Annotated in this window: 19 protein-coding genes; all 19 read left to right on the forward strand. The window is 49.7% G+C overall.

The window, feature by feature from the left end; genetic code table 11:
- The first annotated feature begins 1,009 nt into the window (after window positions 1-1,009).
- The 19 genes from Dpoa2040_RS05490 (at window position 1,010) to Dpoa2040_RS05580 (ending at window position 23,741) form a co-directional block, all read left to right on the forward strand.
- On the forward strand, window positions 1,010-2,146 hold the full coding sequence (locus Dpoa2040_RS05490) for a polysaccharide export protein (protein WP_168640570.1): 1,137 nt from the start codon (window positions 1,010-1,012) through the stop codon (window positions 2,144-2,146).
- 20 nt (window positions 2,147-2,166) lie between these two features.
- A complete protein-coding gene (locus tag Dpoa2040_RS05495) occupies window positions 2,167-2,601 on the forward strand; it encodes a protein tyrosine phosphatase (protein WP_168640571.1) in 435 nt (144 codons plus the stop codon).
- A 16-nt stretch (window positions 2,602-2,617) separates the two neighbouring features.
- On the forward strand, window positions 2,618-4,801 hold the full coding sequence (gene wzc / locus Dpoa2040_RS05500; RefSeq protein ID WP_168640572.1) for a tyrosine-protein kinase Wzc: 2,184 nt from the start codon (window positions 2,618-2,620) through the stop codon (window positions 4,799-4,801).
- 272 nt (window positions 4,802-5,073) lie between these two features.
- Complete coding sequence (locus tag Dpoa2040_RS05505) at window positions 5,074-6,240, forward strand: glycosyltransferase family 4 protein (RefSeq protein WP_168640573.1); 1,167 nt, start codon at window positions 5,074-5,076, stop codon at window positions 6,238-6,240.
- Between the two features lie 293 nt (window positions 6,241-6,533).
- Window positions 6,534-7,736 (forward strand): glycosyltransferase family 4 protein, encoded by a 1,203-nt coding sequence (locus Dpoa2040_RS05510; RefSeq protein ID WP_168640574.1) that lies wholly within the window; start codon window positions 6,534-6,536, stop codon window positions 7,734-7,736.
- A gap of 235 nt (window positions 7,737-7,971) precedes the next feature.
- Window positions 7,972-8,997: a glycosyltransferase family 1 protein gene (locus tag Dpoa2040_RS05515; protein ID WP_168640575.1), complete on the forward strand. Its 1,026-nt coding sequence runs from the start codon at window positions 7,972-7,974 to the stop codon at window positions 8,995-8,997.
- Between the two features lie 66 nt (window positions 8,998-9,063).
- A complete protein-coding gene (locus Dpoa2040_RS05520; protein WP_168640576.1) occupies window positions 9,064-9,981 on the forward strand; it encodes a glycosyltransferase family 2 protein in 918 nt (305 codons plus the stop codon).
- 25 nt (window positions 9,982-10,006) lie between these two features.
- Window positions 10,007-11,413 (forward strand): undecaprenyl-phosphate glucose phosphotransferase, encoded by a 1,407-nt coding sequence (gene wcaJ / locus Dpoa2040_RS05525; protein WP_168640577.1) that lies wholly within the window; start codon window positions 10,007-10,009, stop codon window positions 11,411-11,413.
- A 25-nt stretch (window positions 11,414-11,438) separates the two neighbouring features.
- Complete coding sequence (gene rffG / locus Dpoa2040_RS05530) at window positions 11,439-12,503, forward strand: dTDP-glucose 4,6-dehydratase (protein WP_168640578.1); 1,065 nt, start codon at window positions 11,439-11,441, stop codon at window positions 12,501-12,503.
- Between the two features lie 25 nt (window positions 12,504-12,528).
- Complete coding sequence (gene rfbA, locus Dpoa2040_RS05535) at window positions 12,529-13,413, forward strand: glucose-1-phosphate thymidylyltransferase RfbA (RefSeq protein ID WP_168640579.1); 885 nt, start codon at window positions 12,529-12,531, stop codon at window positions 13,411-13,413.
- A complete protein-coding gene (gene rfbC / locus Dpoa2040_RS05540) occupies window positions 13,400-13,936 on the forward strand; it encodes a dTDP-4-dehydrorhamnose 3,5-epimerase (protein WP_168640580.1) in 537 nt (178 codons plus the stop codon). The genes rfbA and rfbC overlap by 14 nt, the downstream gene beginning before the upstream one ends.
- Window positions 13,933-14,817, forward strand: a complete 885-nt coding sequence (gene rfbD, locus Dpoa2040_RS05545; RefSeq protein ID WP_168640581.1) for a dTDP-4-dehydrorhamnose reductase — start codon at window positions 13,933-13,935, stop codon at window positions 14,815-14,817. Before rfbC ends, rfbD begins: the two co-directional genes overlap by 4 nt.
- Window positions 14,818-14,830: 13 nt before the next feature.
- Window positions 14,831-16,273, forward strand: coding sequence for an MOP flippase family protein (locus tag Dpoa2040_RS05550; protein WP_168640582.1), 1,443 nt, complete (start codon window positions 14,831-14,833; stop codon window positions 16,271-16,273).
- A 238-nt stretch (window positions 16,274-16,511) separates the two neighbouring features.
- Window positions 16,512-17,348 (forward strand): glycosyltransferase family 2 protein, encoded by an 837-nt coding sequence (locus Dpoa2040_RS05555; protein WP_168640583.1) that lies wholly within the window; start codon window positions 16,512-16,514, stop codon window positions 17,346-17,348.
- Window positions 17,349-17,551: 203 nt separating this feature from the next.
- Window positions 17,552-18,979, forward strand: coding sequence for a mannose-1-phosphate guanylyltransferase/mannose-6-phosphate isomerase (locus Dpoa2040_RS05560; RefSeq protein WP_168640584.1), 1,428 nt, complete (start codon window positions 17,552-17,554; stop codon window positions 18,977-18,979).
- Between the two features lie 14 nt (window positions 18,980-18,993).
- Window positions 18,994-20,367 (forward strand): phosphomannomutase CpsG, encoded by a 1,374-nt coding sequence (gene cpsG, locus Dpoa2040_RS05565; protein WP_168640585.1) that lies wholly within the window; start codon window positions 18,994-18,996, stop codon window positions 20,365-20,367.
- A gap of 104 nt (window positions 20,368-20,471) precedes the next feature.
- Entirely contained in the window at window positions 20,472-21,479 is a 1,008-nt protein-coding gene (locus Dpoa2040_RS05570; protein WP_168640586.1) for an NAD-dependent epimerase, read from the forward strand.
- 110 nt (window positions 21,480-21,589) lie between these two features.
- Complete coding sequence (locus tag Dpoa2040_RS05575) at window positions 21,590-22,756, forward strand: nucleotide sugar dehydrogenase (RefSeq protein ID WP_042869652.1); 1,167 nt, start codon at window positions 21,590-21,592, stop codon at window positions 22,754-22,756.
- An 85-nt stretch (window positions 22,757-22,841) separates the two neighbouring features.
- The gene (locus Dpoa2040_RS05580) at window positions 22,842-23,741 is read left to right on the forward strand and encodes a sugar phosphate nucleotidyltransferase (RefSeq protein WP_042873847.1); all 900 of its coding nucleotides are present in this window, start codon (window positions 22,842-22,844) and stop codon (window positions 23,739-23,741) included.
- The last annotated feature ends 76 nt before the right edge of the window (window positions 23,742-23,817 follow it).

The raw sequence follows: 23,817 nt of genomic DNA on the forward strand, positions 1-23,817 counted from the left end.
AGACATTCCCTATTAATTCAAGTTTATGTTTTATTTATAAATAAACATTGTTTTTCATAATGATTACAACATGGGGGATTAGTCTTTTTCCGAAAAGAAACGTCAGAAAGATATTTGTCTTGTTATAAGCAAATATTTTTTACTACTCTCCGGGGTGGCGATATTGACATAACTTTAAAAATATCCAACCCAAATCATTAGATTTGTTAATGTTTTTGCGGGTCATCTTTACGAATCAGTTAATGACGAGTCACAGCAATAGCTGGGCGAGTCTGGAACAAAAATGGGACAGCGAGTTGGTAGCTACAAGCCAAGGGCGGTAGCGTACCTGAGTCGATTTACCCAACAGCACAAGCTGGTGTTTCAGGCGATGCCTTCAGGGCATTGAAACCGTTTAGCCGCCACAGAGCAGGTGCTGCCGCCTGTCTGGCTATGGGCGAGATGGCAACAATGTCGGTGGGTCCACCGTGAACTTCTGATGTGTGGGCTGTCTGTTACTCACTTGATTGAAAGGCGATGGCGTAAGGATGTTAAACCTGACACTACAGTTCATACCGCAGATACAATTAGCAACATTTCCCCAGGCCGACGCATTGTCTGCGCTCGTGCCTTCTTATTCTACCTACAGCGATGTGACCGCTCAGCCTGACGAAACAGGTTGTACTCAACCGATCGATGCTGACGCTTTTTCTCCCTTATCCAGACCAAAAAATAGCCTCATGGCTTATGCGTATTTGGCGTTGTCCCGCATCAGAGCGCAGACAGCAAGTTGTGCTCTGCCAGCAGTTTGCTATCTGAAACAACGGATTATTTCATTCTGAACCGTCATCTGATGAGGGCGGGGGAGGGTAGCTATAAGTCGTTAGATTTTAGGGCGGGTGAAAACATTTCTACTCAAATCTTTATCGAGCAACCCATTAACGAGCAGTGCCTGCCCATCTAATGGGGTATCGGTCAAGCAAGACTGTTCTTTTGTTTCTCACTTTACTAAAAAGCGATGGCATGACGGATGTTAAAACCAACACTGAAAGTTATACCGCTGATGTTGTCGGCGACATTCCTGGCGGGTTGTACGCTAGTGCCAGGTACGCACCTTTCTACCAGTGGAAAAGAGGTCGTAGAACAACCAGATGATGATTTCAATATCAACAAGCTGGTTAATATTTACCCCATTACTCCGTTTCTGATAGAGAAAATGCGCCCTCGACCAGCAATTGCCCAAACTAATCTTGCACTGGAAGAGGAACTGAAACGCTACGAATACCATATCGGTATCGGCGATGTACTGATGGTTACCGTCTGGGATCATCCGGAGTTGACCACGCCGGCAGGGACTTACCGCACCGCCGCCGACACCGGTAACTGGGTTCACTCTGATGGCACTATTTTTTATCCCTATATCGGCAAGATGCGCGTCGTGGATAAAACCCTCACCGAGGTGCGCGACGAACTCATGCACCGGCTGGCGCAGTATATCGAATCGCCGCAGGTGGAAGTGAGTATCGCTGCGTTTCGTTCACAGAAAGCCTATGTGACTGGGGAAGTGATGCATTCTGGTCAGCAGCCCATCACCAACGTGCCTTTGACCATTATGGATGCTATCAACAATGCCGGTGGGCTGAGTGAACTCGCTGACTGGCGCAATCTGGTGCTGACGCATAACGGCAAAGATGAGCGGATTTCTCTACAGGCGTTGATGCAGAACGGCGACCTGTCTCAGAACCGGTTGCTGTACCCCGGCGATATTCTGTTCATTCCGCGCAACGATGATCTGAAAGTATTTGTGATGGGGGAAGTGAATAAGCAGTCCACCCTCCGGATGGATCGCAGCGGTATGACGTTGGCTGAAGCGTTGGGCAGCGCAGAAGGGATTAACCAAATGGTGGCTGATGCCACAGGCGTATTTGTCATTCGTCCTCTGCGCGGTAAGCAAGGACCGAAACTGGCCAACATCTATCAACTCAATACGAAAGACGCCACCGCATTGGTGATGGGATCGGATTTCCCGTTGCAACCCTATGACGTGGTGTATGTCACCTCTGCGCCGGTAGCGCGCTGGAACCGCCTGATTTCGCAACTGGTACCGACCATCAGTGGGTTTAATGAACTGAGCGAAGGCAGCCTGCGCGTTCGTACCTGGCCTTAGTCGTAGTGGGGGATGTGACGATGTTCAACAGTATCCTTGTCATTTGTGAGGGCAATATTTGCCGTTCGCCGACCGGTGAGCGCTTGCTGAAGCAGGTTCTGCCAGAGAAAACGGTGGCATCGGCTGGCTGGCGGGCGATGGAAGGAAAACCGGCTGATGAAATGGCCAGCCTGGTAGCCACCGACCACGGTTTGTCGCTGGACGGGCATATTGCGCGTCAACTGACCAGATCGCTGTGTCGGCACTACGACTTGATTCTGGTGATGGAAAAAGAGCACATCGATGCGGTGTGCCGCGTTGCACCGGAAGTGCGTGGGAAAACACTGCTGTTCGGGCACTGGTTTAACCAGCAGGAGATTTCTGACCCGTACCGCAAAAGCCGGGAAGCCTTTGAGTTTGTTTACACCCAACTTGAACAATCTGCCCGCAAGTGGGCGCAGGCGCTGAGCCGTTAACCAGTCAGGGATTACGATGTCAGAGAGAATTACCGTGAAAAAAACCGAAGCGGGCAAGGCGGATGAAATTGACCTGGGTCGTTTGCTGGGAACCGTGTTGGACCACCGCTGGCTGATTATCAGCATCACCGCCATCTTCACCATGCTGGGTATTCTGTATGCGTTGCTGGCAACGCCGGTATATCAGGCAGATGCGATGGTGCAGGTAGAACAAAACATCAGCGATTCGTTGATGAACGATATTTCCAAAGTCTTGCCGGATAGCAAGCCGCAATCCGCTCCAGAAGTCGAGCTGCTCCGTTCCCGAATGGTAGTGGGCAAAACGGTACAGGATTTGGGGCTGGAAATCATGGTCGAGCAGAAGTATTTCCCGATAGTGGGCAAAGGTATCGCTCGGTTAAGGGATGAATTAAAGGATGAAGAACCCGCCCAAATCGCGTTGTCCCGGCTGTCGGTGCCAAACAGCTGGCTGGATGAAAAAATGACCGTGACTATCCAGGAAGGGGGGACCTACCGATTTATCGCCGGTAAAGATGCGGACTTTATCGGTCATATCGGGCAACTGGAGTCTCATGGTGGTTTTAGCCTGCTGGTCAGTGACACCACGGCTACGCCGGGAACGGTATTTTCGGTCACTAAAAAGAACATGCTGACCGCTATCAACGATATCCAGGACAATTTGACCGTTATGGATAAAGGCAAAGATACCGGCGTACTGCAACTGACGCTGGAAGGGAGCGATCCCAATCTGGTGAGAAAAACGTTGGCGAGTATCAGCAATAACTATCTGCAACAGAATGTGGACAGAAAGTCGGAAGAGGCGGCCAGGAGTCTGGCATTTCTGAAAGAACAGCTGCCGTTGGTGCGAGCATCGTTGGAAACGGCGGAAGACAAACTTAACAAGTATCGTCAGCAGAAAGATTCGGTGGATTTGTCGCTGGAGGCCAAGTCGGTGCTAGACACCATGGTGGATGTCGAGTCTCAGCTTAACCAACTGACGTTCCGCGAAGCGGAAATCTCCAAGCTGTATACCCGCGAACATCCTGCCTACCGATCATTGCTGGAAAAACGCGTCACGCTGGAAAAAGAGCGGGACAATCTGAACCGACGTATCAGCAGTATGCCGAAAACGCAGCAGGAAATTGTGCGACTGACGCGGGATGTGGATGTCGGACAGGAAGTGTATGTCCAGTTGATGAATAAGCAGCAGGAATTAAGCATCAACAAGGCCAGCACCATCGGTAATGTTCGCATTATTGATCCGGCTGTCGTGCAGTTAAAACCGGTTAAGCCGAAGAAAGCGTTGGTGATTGTGTTGGCAACTATTCTTGGCGGTGTGGCGGCTATCGCGTTCGTGCTATTGAAAACCCTGTTGCACCAGGGCATTGAAAGCCCGGAACAGTTGGAAGAACGCGGTATTAATGTCTATGCCAGCGTACCGTTGTCGGAATGGCAACAGAAGAAAGACCGCGAATTTGTCGGCAGGAACCGCAAACGCAACGCGCGTTCTGATTCGCTGCTGGCGGTAGGTAACCCAGCCGATATGGCGCTTGAGGCTATCCGCAGTCTGCGCACCAGCTTGCATTTCGCAATGATGGAAGCGAAAAACAATGTCCTGATGATTTCCGGCGCCAGTCCGGGGATCGGCAAATCCTTTATTAGCGTCAACCTGGGCGCAGTGATTGCTCAGGCCGGGCAACGGGTATTGATAGTCGATTGTGATATGCGCAAGGGGTATGCCCATCATTTGATGGGAGTGACGCCTGAAAACGGGCTATCTGATGTGCTGTCCGGGCAAATTGACGCGCAGCAGGCGTTGCGAACCACGGCGGTGAAAAACCTGTTTTTTATCCCGCGCGGACAGATTCCGCCCAATCCATCAGAACTGCTGATGCACGGCAACTTTACCGCTTTTATCGACTGGGCTACTCAGCAATTCGATATCGTGCTGCTGGATACGCCGCCAATTCTGGCTGTGACCGATGCCGCGATCATTGGCCGACAGGCGGGCACATCGCTGCTGGTGGCGCGGTTTGAAACCAATACGCCGAAAGAAGTGGAGATCAGCATCCGACGCTTTGAACAGAATGGCGCGCCGATAAAGGGAGTGATCCTGAATGCGGTGATCCGTCGGGCGTTGAGTTACTACAGTTATGGTTATGATTCATATCAATATTCTTACGGCGCGGATAAAAACTAGCGGGTGTTGCACATCATGATGGCGAGACACGTCATGGCAGAACACACCGGTACGCTTCATCAAGGTAGTAACAGGGCGGAAGGTGAAAAACCGCGTGTTAAATGAGAAGAGCCTGCGCGTATCGCATAACAAGAGAAGACAGTAGCTGTATTGGATAGCTTTATGGAGGAGTGCCTGACAGTTATCTCTCGCCCCAGGAAGGGCCGTTAGCCTATTTCGTGGAGGCGAAAGTGGGTTCTGAAAGAAAGGGATTAAATACAAGGATAGCTAATATGAAAATCATGATTATCAATACCTTATATCATCCTCATAAAGTGGGTGGCGCTGAAGTTTCGGTCCAGCTATTGGCTGAAACGCTGGCGCAACGTGGGCATCAGGTACAGGTACTGTGCCTGACGCCCGACCCACAGCGTAGTGAGCAGGTTATTAACGGTGTATCGGTGTGCTATCTGCCGTTGGCGAATCGTTACTGGCCGTTTGACGGACAACCGCGCTCTTGCGCTCAGAAAATTTGTTGGCACATAAAGGATTACTATAACCGCGACATGCGCATGGCGGTGATGGACGAAATTCTGGCATTTTCGCCTGATATCGTGCACACCAACAATATCGCCGGATTTTCCGTGTCGGTCTGGTCGGCGGCAAAAGCGTGTGGGGTGAAAATTCTGCACACCAGCCGGGATTACTACCTGTTTCACCATAATGCGACCCTGTTTTCTGAAGGGCAGAATCAGGACCCTGATGCAACGGCTATTCGTATGATGTCGGTGATGAAAAAACGGTTGAGTTGTCTGGTCGATGGCTATGTCGGTATTAGTCAGTTCATTTGCGATATGCATCGAAAAGCCGGTTTTTTCCCCAATGCGCACCATTCATTTATTTATAACACGGTGCCGGCAGTAGAGCGTGTTGGGGAAAGCGGGACGGCTGGAGCTGATAATCTCCGGCGGATAGGTTTTATCGGCAAGCTTTCGCCAGAGAAAGGGTTCGATGACTTTTGCGCGCTGGCACGGCATTACCGTAACCGATCCGGCTATGCCTTTTATGCTGCGGGGCGTGTTACAGAGGATAATCCACTGGTGAGTGAAGCGCGGCAGTGCGGTGTGACATTGCTGGGATTTGCCAGCCCTGGAGAATTCATGCGACAGGTGGATGTGGTGGTGCTTCCGGTGAAATGGCATGAGCCATTTGGGCGGGTGGTGGTAGAAAGCATATTTCATGGAAAAGTGGTGTTGACCAACCGGATGGGGGGTGTTGGTGAACTGGCGTCTCTGCTGCCGAATATCTATTTCATGGAGGAAACCTCGGTGGACAAGGTGATAAAGAACGCCAAACCACTTTGCCCCAAACCGATTGGCCCTGACATGCTGGCGCATTTCACACCCAGTTGGATTGCGCAGAAATATGAACAGGCTTACCGCAACGTGCTTGGTGCCTGATAGAACGTGCTGGCGGATTTCGCATTATGGCGATTAGTCCCTGGTTGACTGACAAATAACGATGGACAAGATGCACACCGCTGTCTCTGTCGATAGATTGCCGAAAGTAAGGAAGCGCATAAAGCTGCACGGGAAATCATCGTGCCGTTATCAAGGACGTTGCCCTTGCCAGGCTGTTTTGTAGCTCTGGGTTACTCTATCTCTATCCATCATCACTATTTACTACGGACATGGCGACCATGCCATTTTATGGCAGAACACGACATTCCGTATTCGTCATGGACAACTCTCATATGCGAATTTTGATTATTAACACGTTGTATCATCCGTACAAAGTGGGCGGTGCCGAAGTATCCGTGCAACTCATGGCAGAGGCGCTGGTCCGGCGACATCATCAGGTGCAGGTATTGTGTCTGACGCCGGAAAGAGAGCGTAGTGAAAAGGTGATTAACGGTGTTGCCGTGTGCTATGTGCCGCTGGCGAACTGTTACTGGCCATTTGATGGGGAAAAAAAGTCTTTCTACCAGAAGCTTCGCTGGCATCTGAAAGATTATTACAACACCGACATGCGTAATACCGTGATGGCGGTGATTCGGGACTTTGCGCCTGATGTAGTACACACCAATAATATTGCCGGATTCTCTGTGTCGGCCTGGTCGGCGGCGAAAGCCTGTGGGGTAAAAATTCTACATACCAGTCGGGATTATTACCTGTTTCACCCTAATACAACCTTGTTTAGACGAGGTCGGAATCAAGATCCAGACGCCACTGATGTTCATCTGCAGTCCTGGTTAAAAAAGCGCTACAGTCGCCTGGTAGACGGCTATGTTGGCATCAGTCGGTTTATTCTGGAACGTCATCATAAGGCGGGTTTTTTCCCTGGCGTACATCAGTCGTTTATTTATGACATTGTACTGCCCGCCGCTCAGCGGCCTGATTCTGATAACGCTGGTGGGGTAACCAGAAGGCAATGGCGTATCGGCTTTATCGGTAAGCTGTCTGAGGATAAGGGATTTGACGAGTTTTGCTTGCTGGCCCGGCATTACCGTCGTCATCCAGACTATGTCTTTTGTGCTGCGGGACGCATCGCACCGGGTAATCCGCTGGTAGAGGAAGCTCGGCGCAGTGGTGTGAAGCTGCTGGGGTTTATCAACATGGAAGCGTTCATGCAACAGGTGGATATTGTGGTGTTGCCGGTGAAATGGCATGAGCCGTTTGGCCGGGTAGTCGTGGAAAGTGTCTTTTATGGAAAGATTGTACTGACTAACCGCATGGGCGCTGTCAGCGAATTATCCACCTTGCTGCCAAATATCTATTTTATGGAAGAGTGCGCGTTTGAAGAGGTTATCAATAAAAAGGTGGAACCCCTTTCTCCAGAAATAGTCAATGCCTTTACGCCGGATGCCATTGTTGGAGAATTCGAAAAGGTTTATATGGATATTTCCATGTCTGAATGCTGTCGGAAAAATTTATCTCCCGCCACAGGGAAAGAATAAATGATATATACCCGTCATACTTCAAGTTGCAGGTGTGTTGGCTGCGTTCGCCCACCCGAATCACTTACTAGAGTAAGCTCATCGGGATTCACTCTCTTGCCGCCTTCCTGCAACTTGAAGTATGACGAGTATACATTCTGATTGGCTGGTTTTTGGATAGGGAGTCTGAAAACAATCACTTTATCTATATTTCAACGATTACGCCATTCGGCGTAACCGGAAGGGGATGTTATTAATGTATGTGAATACACGTAATTTGCTGGGGCATACTACCGGCGTGCAGCGCTATACCAGAAAAATCATCGACTATATTTCCAGTGCTGGTATTAAAGTGACCTCAATACAGCCTGATAATATTATTTATGGCATAAAAGGACATTTGTGGGAGCAACTTTCTCTGCCACAAAAAATAGCCTCTAAAGAAGTATTATGGTCCCCCTGCAATACCGGGCCATTATTAATTAAAAAGCAAATTGTCACTATTCACGATACCGTACCGTTTGACCATCCTGAATGGCTGAATAAGCAGTTTGTTGCCTGGTATCAATTTATGCAGCCGCGACTGGCAAAAAAAGTGGAGCATATTATCACCATTTCTGAGTTTTCCAGAGAACGCATCATGCACCATTTACGGGTGCCGGAGAGCAAAATTTCAGTGATTTACAACGGTGTGGATGTACTACACCCACCGGCTGACCCCGATGTTTCGGAGAAAAGCACACCGATGGTGGACGGCGCATATTTACTGTCGGTGGGGTCGTTGGAACCGCGTAAGAACATTCCCCGATTAATTAAGGCATTTCTGCGTTTCAGGCAGGAGTGCAATAGCGACATTCGACTGGTGATTGTTGGTAAGAAAGGGGTATCGCGGGTCTTCGCAGACGATGGTGCAAAGGCGCGAGCCGACAACGACGCGGTGATGTTTACCGGCCACGTCAGTGATAAGGAGCTGGTGAATTTATACCAACATGCGCAGGGTTTTTGCTACCCCTCCATGTATGAAGGGTTCGGATTGCCGCCACTGGAGGCGATGTGCTACGGGCTGCCGGTGCTGACCAGCAACACCACATCAATGAAGGAGTTGTGTGAGCAGCGGGCGATTCTGGTTGACCCACTGTCGGTGGAGTCTATCACCGAAGGTATTTATCAACTGGTCACCGATCAGGGACCGGCTGGGATGAGGGAAAAAGGTAAAGCGTTTGCTCAATCGCTGACATGGAAGCGCTGTGCATCTGAAACGTTACGTGTACTGGAACACTGAGGCCAACGCGCGGTGTAACCAAATCGACAGCTGCTTTTCACTTTTCAGGTGTGCAAGAGAATCGATATGAAAGTCAATTTTGTGATTCCGGTTTATAACGGCGGAGATATCTGGGAAAAGAGTGCGGCAGCGCTTCATGCCTGTTTGACGGCTGAGAAACTCTCATCCCAGCAGGTGCTGGTGATTGATTCGTCCTCGCGAGATAACTCGCGTGACGTGGCTGCCCGATACGGTTTTCGTTGTCACACGATTACCCCTGCCGAATTTAATCACGGCAGTACGCGCAATCTCGGTGTGGAAATGAGTCGTGGCGATGTGGTGATATTCCTGACCCAGGATGCCATTCCTCAGCACCATTTCATTCGTGAGATGTTATTGACATTTGACGACGGTAGGGTAGCCGTTGCCTATGGCCGCCAGTTGCCGCATGACGATGCTAATCCGCTGGCCCGTCATGCGCGCCGCTTCAACTACAGCACCCGCAGTCATGTTATGGGGCTGATGGATAAGTCGCACTATGGCATCAAGACGGTGTTTAACTCGAACTCGTTTGCGGCCTACAGGAAGACGGTATTCCATCAACTGGGCGGCTTCCCGTCCAACACCATTCTCAGTGAGGATATGTATCTGGCGGCTCAGGCGGTATTGGCCGGATACCGGGTGGCCTATGTGGCGCAGGCAGCGGTTAAACACTCACATAATTACACGCCGATGGAAGAGTTTAAGCGTTATTTTGATATCGGTGTATTTCATCACGATGAACAATGGATTAGGGAGGAATTTGGCAGCGCGGGCGGCGAAGGAATGCGATTTATTTTTTCAGAGCTGCGTTATTTGATGAAGGAGAATCACTATCTGTGGATACCTCGTGCTTGTGTGCACAATACCCTGAAAATTGCAGGATATAAGCTGGGGCAGAATTATCGAAAAATACCTCATGGTTTAATCAGAAAACTGAGTATGCATAAAAGATTCTGGCAATAACTTCTACTCGTACAGGTGAACGACTATGGTCAGGAAAAAAGAAAATGTAGTTTATGCAATTCCCTCTCTGGTTTCAGTATTACAGCGTTTTTCTGACATGGCTGTAATATTTGTTGGCGTGGTGTTAGCGTGTCTGGTGACAAGAAAAGACATATCAATGTCGTCTTATTTGATTGCCTTGATTAGCTTTTCTGTTTTTCAATTGCTGGCGGGGTTTACCCATTTTTATCGCTCATGGCGTGGCGTAGGGCTTTATACTGAAATTCGCACGCTGATTATTAATTGGGGACTCAGTATCACATTCGGTGCCGGTATTCTGTCTTTAGTACCGAATCAATATATTGGTTACCATTTTCACGCGGTCTGGTTTTTATTGACCGTAGTGGGGTTTGTGATATCACGCACCCTGATTCGGGGTATTACCTATTATCTGCGCAAGCTGGGTTACAACACGGTCAACGTGGCGTTTATCGGCACGCAACCTGCCGGGCCTTATCTGGCGCAAAGCATTAACCGGGCACCCTGGCTGGGGCTGAATATCATTGGGTATTTTTCCGAAAACAGCCAGTTTCAATACAGCTATGAGCGTAATGGCGTGCGCTGTCTGGGGAATGTAGAAGAGCTGATTCAACGGGCGCATAAAGGGGAAATGGACAAGATTTATATCGCGCTCTCATTGCAGGAGGCGGAGCTTATCAACTATCTGATGTCGGAATTGGCGGATACCACCTGCACCGTGATGTTGGTGCCCGATATTCTGGCGTTCAATGTGTTGCAATCGCGTAGCGACATCATCAACGGCATTCCGGTGGTGTCATTGTATGACTCGCCGATGAGCGGCGTGAACTGCCTGCTAAAGCGGCTGGAAGATATCGTCACAGCGTCGATGATTGTTGTGCTTATTTCCCCGCTGCTATTGGGTATTGCGCTGATGGTCAAACTGACCTCGCCTGGGCCGGTGATTTTCCGGCAGACGCGTTACGGCATAGATGGCAAAGCGATAGAAGTGTGGAAATTTCGCAGTATGACGGTGATGGAAAACGGTGACACCGTCATTCAGGCCCGTAAGGGCGATAAGCGTATCACGCCGGTGGGGGCATTTTTACGCCGTACTTCGCTGGACGAGTTGCCACAGTTCTTCAACGTCATCCGTGGCGAAATGTCGATTGTCGGGCCACGTCCACATGCGGTGGCGCACAACGAACAGTATCGCAAGCTGATCAAGGGCTACATGTTGCGGCACAAAATGAAGCCAGGCATTACCGGCTGGGCACAAATCAACGGCTGGCGTGGTGAAACCGACACACTGGAGAAGATGGAAAAGCGTGTGGAGTGTGATCTTTTCTATATCGAAAACTGGAGTGTCTGGCTGGATATCAAAATCATCTTTCTGACAATTTTCAAAGGATTTGTAGGCAAGTCTGCGTATTAACTCATTTCTGGAAAGGTCATTATTCATGAATATTCTTGTAACGGGTGGGGCTGGATTCATTGGTTCAGCTGTGGTGCGCCACATCATTCAGCATACCCAGGATCGGGTAATGGTGGCGGACAGTCTGACCTATGCCGGTAATCTGGTGTCGCTGAGAGACATAGCCTCTGATCCCCGCTTTTTGTTTGAGAAAGTCAACATCTGTGACCGGGATGCGCTGGATCGGGTGTTTAGGGTTTTTCAGCCGGATGCGGTCATGCATCTGGCGGCGGAAAGCCATGTTGATCGTTCTATCGATGGTCCCTCCGCTTTTATTGAAACCAATATTACTGGGACATACACCCTGCTGGAGGCGGCGCGGCAGTACTGGTCAACATTGCCGGAGACGCGCAGGACGGCGTTCCGCTTTCATCATATCTCGACGGATGAAGTGTATGGCGACCTGCACGGCACGGACGATTTATTTACGGAAACCACGCCGTACGCACCCAGCAGCCCATACTCCGCCTCCAAAGCCGCCAGTGATCATCTGGTGCGTGCCTGGCTTCGGACTTACGGTCTGCCGACGCTGGTGACCAACTGTTCCAACAACTATGGCCCGTATCACTTCCCGGAAAAACTGATCCCGCTGATGATCCTCAACGCGCTGGAAGGCAAACCGTTGCCGGTTTACGGCAAGGGCAACCAGATCCGCGATTGGCTATACGTCGAAGATCATGCACGGGCGCTCTATACCGTTGTGACCACCGGTGAGGTAGGCGAAACCTACAACATCGGTGGGCACAACGAGCGGAAAAATATTGAGGTGGTGCAAACTATCTGCTCGTTGCTCGATGAACTGCGGCCTGAGAAACCGGCGGGCATCCGCCACTACGCTGAGCTTATCACCCATGTGACTGATAGGCCGGGTCACGACCTGCGATACGCGATTGATGCGTCGAAAATCTACCGCGAACTGGGCTGGAAACCACAGGAAACCTTCGAATCCGGAATTCGCAAAACGGTGATCTGGTATCTGGCGAACGAGGCGTGGTGGCGCAGCGTTAAAGATGGTTCCTATACCGGTGAACGCTTAGGTTTGCCCCTTTAATCGTCTTCTCGTTAAGGAAAGTTCAATGAAAGGCATTGTACTGGCTGGTGGTTCCGGAACGCGGCTCTATCCGATTACCCGCGGGGTATCGAAGCAACTGTTGTCCGTTTACGATAAGCCAATGATTTATTATCCGATTTCGGTACTGATGCTGGCCGGTATTCGGGACATTCTGATTATCTCCACACCAGCGGATTTATCCGCTTATCGTCGATTACTGGGCAACGGTAGTCGGTTCGGTATCAATCTCTGTTATGCCGAACAACCGTCGCCGGATGGTTTGGCGCAAGCGTTTCTGATTGGCGAAACCTTTATCAGCGGTGACCCCTGCGCGCTGGTGCTGGGCGACAACATCTTCTTTGGGCAGAGCTTTGGCAAGAAACTGGAGAAGGTTGCCGCTCGCACTGAAGGTGCCACCGTGTTCGGTTATCAGGTCATGGACCCTGAACGTTTCGGCGTAGTGGAGTTTGACGAAAATAATCAGGCTGTTTCGCTGGAGGAAAAACCCAGCAAACCGAAGTCTAACTGGGCGGTAACCGGACTCTATTTTTATGACCGTCATGTGGTGGAAATGGCGAAACAGGTTAAACCCTCATCGCGCGGTGAACTTGAAATCACCACGATCAACGAAATGTATCTTCAGCAGGGCAATCTGAACGTGGAAGTACTGGGACGCGGCTTTGCCTGGCTGGATACCGGTACCCATGACAGCCTGCTGGAAGCGTCTCAATTCATCAGCACTATTGAGAAGCGGCAGGGATTCAAGGTGGCCTGCCTGGAGGAAATCGCCTTTCGCAACGGTTGGCTGACCCATGAACAGGTGGCGGATGAAGCGCGTTATCTCGCCAAGACTCATTACGGCCAGTATCTGGCTCAGTTACTGACAGGGATAGAACATGCAAGTTCGTGATACTGCTATTCAGGGCGTAAAAGTTATTGAGCCAAAAGTCTTTGGTGATACCAGAGGCTTTTTTATGGAAACGTTTGAGAAAAATCGCTATCAGAAGATGCTGGATATCGATCTCGACTTTGTGCAGGACAACCATTCCCGCTCGGCCAGAGGCGTACTGCGTGGCTTACATTTTCAGACAGTCAATCCGCAGGGCAAGCTGGTGCGTGTGGTGCGCGGTGAGGTGTTCGATGTCGTGGTAGACATTCGCACTGACTCCCCAACCTACGGTCGCTGGGAAGGCGTCATCCTGTCGGAGGAAAATAAGAAACAGTTTTGGGTTCCGCCCGGTCTGGCGCATGGTTTTGTGGTGCTCTCCGAATTGGCGGATTTTGAATACAAGTGCACTGATTATTACAACCCGGCCCACGAAGGTTGTCTGCTATGGAATGACCCGGATGTCGGCATCGATTGGCCGATTACATCCCCTCTATTGTCGGAAAAAGATAATAAAGGTAAAAAATTTAAGGAGTTATGGGTATGAAAATCTTGTTAACCGGCGCTAATGGTCAATTGGGGCGCTGCTTTCAGGATCGGTTACCGCAAGGATGGTCAGTACTGGCAACGGACAGCGACTCGCTGGATATCACCGACGAGGCGCAGGTGCAGGCGACAGTGGCATCGTGGCAGCCGGATGCGATTGTTAACGCGGCGGCCTATACCGCTGTGGACAAAGCGGAATCAGAACCGGAGTTGGCGGCACGCATCAATGTTGCGGGTCCGGAGTATCTGGCCAGAGCGGCGCGCCAGCGGGGCGCTCGTTTTATCCATGTTTCTACCGACTATGTGTTCGATGGTACGGCGACCCAGCCATATAGCGAAACGGATGTTACTCACCCGCTGGGCGTGTATGGTCAGACCAAGCTGGATGGCGAGCGCGCCGTGCTGAAGGTAAATCCGGCGGCGCAGATTGTGCGTACCGCCTGGGTGTTTAGCGAATATGGCAACAACTTTGTCAAAACCATGCTGCGACTAGGCCGGGAGCGGGATAGTTTCGGTGTGGTAGCCGATCAGCGTGGTTGTCCTACTTATGCCGGCGATATTGCGGGTGCCATCATTTGCCTGTTGCAGCAGCAGGGTGACGGTGGTTTGTATCATTTTTGTGGTGATGAAGAAGTGTCATGGTTTGAATTTGCACAGATAATTTTTAATCGTGCTCTACAGCTGGGTGTGATGAATCAGATTCCTCAGTTAACTGCCATTACTACGTCTCAGTATCCCACTCCGGCATGTAGGCCGATGTATTCGGTATTGTCATGTAAGAAGATAAAGCAATATGGCATATCCCCCTCGTTATGGATGCAGGCATTGAGTCATGTATTGAGTCAGATAGGTTCTCCGACTCCTCCTGTCATTAACCTTTGAAAAGAAGTGATATATGGGGATTTTGTCAAATACAACATGGGTAGGTTGTTCTCAGGGATTCAAAATACTCGTCCAACTGCTAAGTATGGTTATTCTGGCCAGGCTTATTCCCCCTGATGAATATGGGATAATGGGTATGGCGATGGTGGTGGTGAACCTGGCAGTACTGGTAAGAGATCTGGGGACATCGGCAGCAATCATTCAACGAAAAGAATTGAGTGATAGAACGGTTAACGCTGTTTTTTGGTTGAATGTATCCATGGGGATATTTGTTGCAGCATTTGTAATGATATCATCCCCCGTTTTTGCTTATATTTTTCATCAGGAGCGGCTGGTTACTATACTTTGCTTAATATCTTTAGGTTTTCCATTAGGAAGCTGCTCAGCCGCGCATCTGGCGTTGCTTGAGAGGCAATCAAAGTTTAAAAAAGTTGCATTGATAGAAATCAGTTCATCTCTTCTTTCTTTTATTGTTGCCATCATCACAGCAATGTTGGGATATGGCGTGATGAGTCTGGTTTTCCAGCTTTTATGTATGAACCTCATGTCTACCGTCCAATTATGGTTGGCTTCAAATTGGCGACCTTCATTGCATAAAATCTGGGATAAGGAAGAGTTGAAGTCGATTTTTGGATTTAGCTCCAATTTAACCATGTTTAATCTCATTAATTACTTTTCCCGTAACGCAGATAGTATGATTATCGGTCACTATCTTTCTGCAGCAGTGTTGGGGGCGTATACGCTTGCGTACAGAATTATGCTCTTTCCGACGCAGAGTTTAACATTTGTTATATCAAGAGCACTGTTTCCTATTTTGAGTCAGTATCAGGATGACCCAGAAAAAATACGGGAGGTATATTACAAGATTATCTATTGGATTCTGTTTTTCGTTATGCCGCTTATGTTGGGTTTGGCCGTTTTGAATAAAGAATTTATATTTCTGGTTTTTGGTGAAAAATGGAGGTTGACGGCGGATATATTAGTCTGGCTGGCACCGACAGCGATAATTCAGGCGATACTGAATCCGTCAGGAACTATCTTTATGTCCAGGGGGCGGACGGATATTCTTATGTTTTTGGGGGTTTTTTCAACGATACTTCAGGTATCTGCATTTATCGTTGGATTTCAATACGGAATTATTGTCTTTTCTAAATTTTATTTTCTGTCTAATGCTATTAATTTTTTCCCGGTTTTATATTTTATAAGATATGTCATACATTTTTCCGTGTTGATTCTGATAAAGAAGGTTATGCCAATTTTTATATCATCGCTAATGATGGTATTAGTGGTTTTCTTTTTCAGTCAGTATTCTATTTCTCATCTTGACATGCTCTATCGGCTGATATTCTCTGTTTTTATTGGGGTTTTTATTTACGGTGTTATGATGTTTTTAGTAGATGCTGAAGTTCGGCATGGTGTATCCCGCCTTTCAAGAAGGAAATTTTCAAAAGCATAAAAATTTTTTGATGTTTATACGCCAGGTATTCGAGTTGCAGAACATTTTCAAGTTGTAGAACATTCCGGCTTGCGTGTTGAGCAATGTAACGTGTTGGCCCTTCAGGGCAAGGAGAGTCACGCAACTAACACATATGTAAGCTAAAGCATGATGGGTGTTATCCTGAATGAAAATAATTTTTCTGCAGAAGTTATAATCCAGTTGTAAGGAAATGGGTCCTTATGACTTAGGAGGTGTGATGATTAAGAACGCTATTCTGGTGGTGCTCTACAACAAGGGACTGGAGTCATCCACAACATTACAAACTTTGATTCAGCATCCATTTAAAAATATCAAGCTGACCATCCATAATAATGGTCCGTTTCGTGTATCTGAAGAAGATAAGTTTTTTATTTATTTGAAAACGATTTATGAGCAGGTGGAGTTGATAAATTGTCTGGAAAATAAGCCATTGAGCCAGGTATATAATCAGTTTGTTGCTAATAATTTGCAGGTGGAACGATGGGTTATTCTTGATGATGATACAACCATTAACGAGGTTTTCTGGTTTCAGGTCGAGCATAGTCAGGCGGATATTGAATGTCCACGGATTATTTCCAGCATTAATTATAAAACCTATTATCCGGTGTCTGAGGGGGAAATTGTACTGAATTATCAGGATCTGGACCCGGCAACGGCTTTCTCTATCGGTTCGGGGCTGATTATCCATCGCCGATTATGGGATGTTTTTAAGCGGCATGGTCTATCGCTGTTTGATGAAAACTATGCGTTGTACGGCGTTGATGTCAGCGTGTTCCGGCGCATACATCGTTTGAGCGCGTGCGGTGAGAAAATTGTACTGAGAAGTAGTTGTTATCTGGAGCATGAGCTTTCTCGTTCGAAAAAAAAGGAAAGCGAATTCAGAATAGAGGAAAACTTGATCGACCTGGCTATTTCGGCACGTCGTTACCCTCAGTTTCATTTGTATTATCACCTGGGCTGGCGGTTGTTGAAGCAATTTGTTCAGCTGCGATTCAAAATTGTAATAATTGCCATGCTGGCTTTTTTTCGTGGCAAACACCCTCGCTGTAGTTAATTTTTTTCTACTCGTTATTATTAATAAATATGTCGATGCATTAGGTTGACTTATTTCTGATAACGCCTGAGGTCTAATACAAAGGGGTGAGTTTATTTCCGTTTAGTCGGCGGGAATGACACCAATATACCCAAAATAATCCGAGCTGCAGGAGAACTATTATACCTGCGGCTCGACGTATGACGCATATTTAAAGGTGCGATATGTCTAACGTTATTCCTGTCATTATGGCTGGCGGTAGCGGCAGCCGACTATGGCCATTGTCTCGTGAATTATTCCCCAAACAGTTTTTGCCGTTGGGCGATGAGAGTCACTATAGCCTGTTGCAAAATACGCTGGCGCGATTAACGGGTGCGCCGTTTTTGACGCAGCAGCGACCGTTGGTCATTTGCAACGAGGAGCACCGCTTTCTGGTTGCTGAACAACTGCGTGAACAACAACAACTGGAAGGCAACATTATTCTGGAGCCTGCTGGGCGCAATACTGCGCCGGCGATTGCGCTGGCGGCTCACCTGAGCATCAAGACTGACCCCGACAGTGTGTTGCTGGTGCTGGCAGCGGACCATCTGATCCAAAAAACTGAGAATTTTCATCAGGCGATCCGGCAGGCGTTGCCTTATGCCCACAAAGGCAAACTGGTGACATTTGGCATTATACCGAGCGCCCCTGAAACCGGTTATGGGTATATCAAAACCGGTGCAGCGTTGTCTGATGGCGGTTTTGCGGTAGACGAATTTGTGGAAAAACCGGATCTGGCAACAGCGGAACGTTACCTCAAATCTGGCGAATATTGCTGGAACAGCGGCATGTTCCTGTTCCGTGCCGCAAAATATCTGGATGAGCTGAAAAAAAATCAACCGGATATTTACGAATTTACTCGTGTAGCCATGGCGCGTAGCCAGCGTGATATGGACTTTATCCGCGTGGAGTCGCGTGCGTTTACCGATTGTCCTGCTAACTCCATCGACTACGCCGTGATGGAAAAGACCCATGATGCAGTGGTGATTGCCTTTGATGCAGGCTGGAGTGATGTGGGGTCGTGGTCGTCACTGTGGGAGGTATCGAAGAAGGATGCGCAGGGTAACGTCAATGTCGGTGATGTCATTGCGCTGGATAGCCATAACAACTACGTTTGCGCCTCTTCGTCGCTGGTGGCGACCATCGGTATCGACGATGCCATCATCGTGAATACTGGGGATGCGCTGCTGGTAGCAGCCAAAGAACGGGCGCAGGACGTTAAAAAGGTCGTGGAGTGTCTGAAAGCGCAAAACCGGCATCAGGTTCGTGATCACGCCGAGTCGTTCCGCCCCTGGGGTAAGAGCAACAATATTGACGCGGGTGATCACTATCAGGTGAAAAAACTCACCGTGCGTCCGGGTCAGGGCTTGTCGCTGCAGCAACATTTTCATCGAGCGGAACATTGGATAGTCCTGTCGGGTACGGCCAGGGTTAATGTCGATGACAAAACCTATTTTTTGGCAGAAAACCAGTCCACGTTTATTCAGCCAGGCGCGGTACATACGCTGGAAAACCCTGGCCTGATCGACCTTGTGATCATTGAGGTGCGTTCAGGCCGTTACCTGGAAGAGGACGACGTCGTCCGTTTGCATGACCGCTATGGTCGGGTATGAAGGGGGAAAAGCCGATGTCCGAATTAACCTGTTTTAAAGCTTATGATATTCGCGGTGAACTGGGATCTGAACTGAATGAAAATATCGCCTACCGCATCGGCCGAGCCTATGCCGAGGTGATTCAACCCCGGCGTGTGGTGGTGGGCGGCGATGTGAGGCTGACCAGCGAAGCGCTAAAACGTGCGCTGGCGGATGGCCTGCGCGATGCCGGAGTGGATGTGTATGACATAGGTTTGTCCGGTACCGAGGAAATCTACTTTGCCACGTTCCATTTTGAGATGGACGGTGGGATAGAAGTGACCGCCAGCCATAATCCGATTAATTACAATGGAATGAAGCTGGTGCGTGCCGGTGCTAAACCTATCAGCGGTGATAGCGGGCTGAAGGATATCCAGCGTCTGGCGCAAGAAAATCGCTTTGCAGCTATAGACCTGCCGCGTCGTGGGGGGTATGAGCCTCTGGAGATATTGAAGCCGTATGTCGAGCATCTGATGGCGTACATTGATCCGCGCAATCTGACGCCGATGAAGATAGTTATCAATAGCGGGAATGGGGCGGCTGGTCACGTGGTGGACGCCCTTGAGGCCGAGTTGCACCGCCATGGCGCACCGGTAACCTTTATCAAGGTTCATCATCAGCCGGATGGTTCGTTTCCCAACGGTATTCCTAACCCACTACTGCCGGAGTGTCGGGAGGATACCGCTCGTGCAGTGGTTGAACATCAGGCAGACTTCGGTGTGGCGTTTGATGGTGATTTTGACCGCTGCTTCCTGTTCGATCATCAGGGGCGTTTTATCGAGGGTTACTATATTGTCGGCTTGCTGGCGGAATCGTTCCTGAACAAGGCACCGGGCTCCACCATCATCCACGACCCGCGCCTGACCTGGAATACGGTGGATATCGTCATCGGTAAAGGCGGTAATCCGGTGATGTCTAAAACCGGCCATGCCTTTATCAAAGAACGGATGCGCAAGGAAGATGCCATTTATGGTGGTGAAATGAGCGCACATCATTACTTCCGCTCGTTCGCCTACTGCGATTCCGGCATGATTCCATGGCTGCTGGTGGCGGAGTTGATCGGCGTGCGTGGGCAATCGCTGTCGCAACTCGTCAGTGAGCGCATGATGGCGTATCCCGCCTCTGGAGAGATCAACTCCTTGTTGACTGACCCGGTTGCAGCGATTGCCCGCGTGCGTGCGGCGTTGGAGCCGCAGGCGTTGGCGATAGATGAAACTGACGGCATCAGTCTGACGTTCGTTGATTGGCGTTTCAATTTGCGTTGTTCTAATACGGAACCGGTGGTGCGGCTCAATGTCGAGTCGCGCCAGAATGTCCGATTAATGGAGGAAAAAACCCGAACAATTTTAGCGCTGTTGCGCCAGTGTTGAGGTGATTTTGGGCACCCTCTGGCTTTTTCGGTGGTTAGCGGGTGCTGAATCAAGGCAGTGAATGGTATTATCTCCGCCATTCAAGTCACGTTAAGAGTTCCTGAATGAAATTTCTTGTTACTGGTGCGGTCGGTTTTATCGGCTTATATACCTGTCAGTCACTCTGCGCTGCCGGCCATACGGTGGTGGGGATAGACAACCTCAACAGTTATTATGATGTATCGCTCAAGGAAGCGCGGCTGGCGAAATTGCGTGCGCTGCCGGGGTTCCGTTTTGAGCGGATAGATATTGTGGATAGTCAGGCGATGGCGGCGCTGTTCGCGGCGGAAAAATTCGAGCGTGTTATCCATCTTGCTGCACAGGCTGGGGTGCGGTATTCGCTGGAAAACCCGATGGTGTATGCGCAAAGCAATCTCATCGGCCACCTGAATGTGCTGGAAGGGTGTCGTCACCATGGTGTCGGTCATCTGATTTATGCTTCTTCCAGTTCGGTATATGGGTTGAACAGCAAAACGCCGTTTGCCACTACGGATTCGACTGATCATCCGGTTTCGTTGTATGCCGCGACCAAGAAATCCAACGAACTGATGGCGCATTCCTATTCGCATCTGTATGGCTTGCCTGCGACCGGGCTGCGCTTTTTCACGGTGTATGGGCCATGGGGGCGTCCGGATATGGCGCTGTTCAAGTTCACCCGCAACATTCTGGCTGGCGAACCTATCGATATCTACAATCGGGGCGATATGTGGCGTGATTTCACCTATGTCACCGATATCGTAGAAGGCGTATTGCGTGTGGTGGATAAAATTCCCGAACGCAACGCTGAATGGACGGTGGAAAATGGTTCTTCAGCCACCAGTTCTGCACCATATCGACTCTACAATATTGGTCACGGCAGCCCGGTACGGCTGATGGATTTCGTGACTGCACTGGAGTCGGCGCTGGGGAGAGAGGCGGTGAAAAATTTCATGCCGATGCAGGCTGGCGACGTTTATCAGACCTATGCCGATACCAGCGATCTGTTCGCTGTGACAGGCTATCGACCACAGGTTGGGGTGGAAGACGGGGTACGGGCTTTCGTGGACTGGTACCAGGATTTCTATCAAGCCTGAACGAATTAAAGAGAAATTGGACGGCATGATGCGGCGGACGTTTCTGCGGCTTTGCTATTGTTCTGTGACGGGTACAGCATGTTACCCGGTAGAATGAATGTGGACAGATAATGAAAATTGCAATTGCGGGTACCGGTTATGTTGGCTTGTCCAACGCTATGCTGCTGGCGCAGCATAATGAGGTCGTCGCGGTGGATATCGTCGCCGAAAAAGTAGAAATGCTTAACAAAGGCATTTCTCCTATTGTGGATAAGGAAATCGAAGCTTATCTGCGCAACCCGGCGCTGAATTTTCGTGCTACGCTGGACGCTAATTCCGCCTATCAGGATGCGGAGTTCGTCATTATCGCTACACCAACGGATTACGATCCGAAGACCAATTACTTCAACACCCGCTCGGTGGAAGCCGTGATAAGCAAGGTGCTGGAGGTGAATCAGAATGCGGTCATGATCATCAAATCCACCATCCCGGTGGGATACACCGCGCAGGTCCGCGAACAGTTCGAGACGGAAAACATTATCTTCTCGCCGGAGTTTCTGCGTGAAGGCCGTGCGTTGTATGACAACCTGTATCCTTCCCGTATCGTGGTGGGGGAACGTTCTGAACGTGCCGAGCGTTTTGCCCGCCTGCTGGTGGACGGCGCCATCAAAACCAATATTCCGGTACTGTTTACCGATTCCACCGAAGCCGAAGCGATCAAACTGTTTGCCAATACCTATCTGGCGATGCGCGTGGCCTACTTTAACGAGTTGGATACCTACGCTCAGACGCTGGGGCTGGACAGCAAGCAGATCATCGAAGGCGTCGGGCTGGACCCGCGCATCGGCCAGCACTACAACAACCCGTCGTTCGGTTATGGCGGCTACTGTCTGCCGAAGGATACCAAGCAACTGCTGGCTAACTATGAGTCGGTACCGAACAACCTGATTCGGGCGATTGTTGACGCCAATACCACCCGCAAGGATTTCGTCGCCGATTCCGTGATCAAACGGAATCCGAAGATTGTCGGTATCTACCGGCTGGTGATGAAAACCGGGTCTGATAACTTCCGTGCCTCCGCGATTCAGGGAGTCATGAAGCGTATCAAGGCTAAAGGGATCGATGTGGTGGTGTATGAGCCGGCGTTGCAAGAGTCAGAGTTTTTCCGTTCGCGCGTTATTCACAATCTCGATGAGTTCAAACAGATGTCTGACGTGATTTTGTCGAACCGAATGGCGCCGGAATTGTCTGATGTGATGGAAAAAGTGTATACCCGCGATCTCTTTGGGGCTGATTAGGTGTATTCTGGCATCAGAAAAATTAATGTGGCGTGGTCTTTGCCTCGTCGCGGCAAACAGCAGCATGTTTTTGAGAGAACACGAAATGACAGCATTAAAAGCGATTATCCCCGTTGCCGGCTTAGGGATGAATTTGTTGCCGGCTACTAAAGCGATTCCGAAAGAGATGCTTCCGCTGGTTGACAGGCCGGTAATCGAAAAGATTGTCAACGAATGCGTTAATGCGGGAATTAAAGAGATTGTGCTGGTAACGCACGCCTCTAAGAACGCCATTGAAAACCATTTTGATACCTCTTTCGAGCTGGAATCGATGCTGGAAGAACGTGCCAAGCGCCAGTTGCTGGCAGAAGTCCAGTCTATTTGTCCGCCGGGCGTGACCATTATGAATGTGCGTCAGGGGCAGACACTGGGGCTGGGGCACGCAGTATCCTGCGCTCACCCGATTATCGGCAATTCGCCATTTGTGGTGGTGCTGCCGGATGTGGTGATGGATGACAGTTCCGCCGATCAGTCAAAAGACAATCTGGCGTTGTTGATCTCCCGTTTTGAAGAGACCGGGCACAGCCAGGTGTTGGTAAAACACCGTCCGTACGAGGTACTGCCGGAATACTCCATCGTGGAGTGCGAAACGTCGCTGAATCAGGCGGGCGACGCCTCGGCTATCACCGCGATGATCGAAAAACCGGAACTGGCTCCGGTGGAAGGGTCAGATCTGTCTGCGGTTGGGCGTTATGTTCTGACTGCCGAAGCCTGGCCGATTCTGGAAAAAACGCTGGCGGGCGCGTGGGGACGTATCCAACTGACCGACGCCATTGCCGAACTGATTAAAACCCAGCAGGTTGATGCCGTTCAGATGGCGGGGCGTAGCTTCAACTGTGGCCGTAAAATGGGGTATGTGCAGGCGTTTGTTTCCTATGGTTTGCGCAACCCGGAGCTGGGTGATGCCTTCAAAACCAAAATCAAGGCGTTGCTGAGCAAGTATTAATCAACCGTTCAAACCCGATAATGCGTCGGTGTTATCGGGTTTTTTCCGGTCGTTGCTCAGGTAGTTATCCGTATAA

The sequence above is a fragment of the Dickeya sp. CFBP 2040 genome (assembly GCF_012273755.1).
In the GTDB taxonomy this organism is placed as follows: Bacteria; Pseudomonadota; Gammaproteobacteria; order Enterobacterales; family Enterobacteriaceae; genus Dickeya; species Dickeya poaceiphila.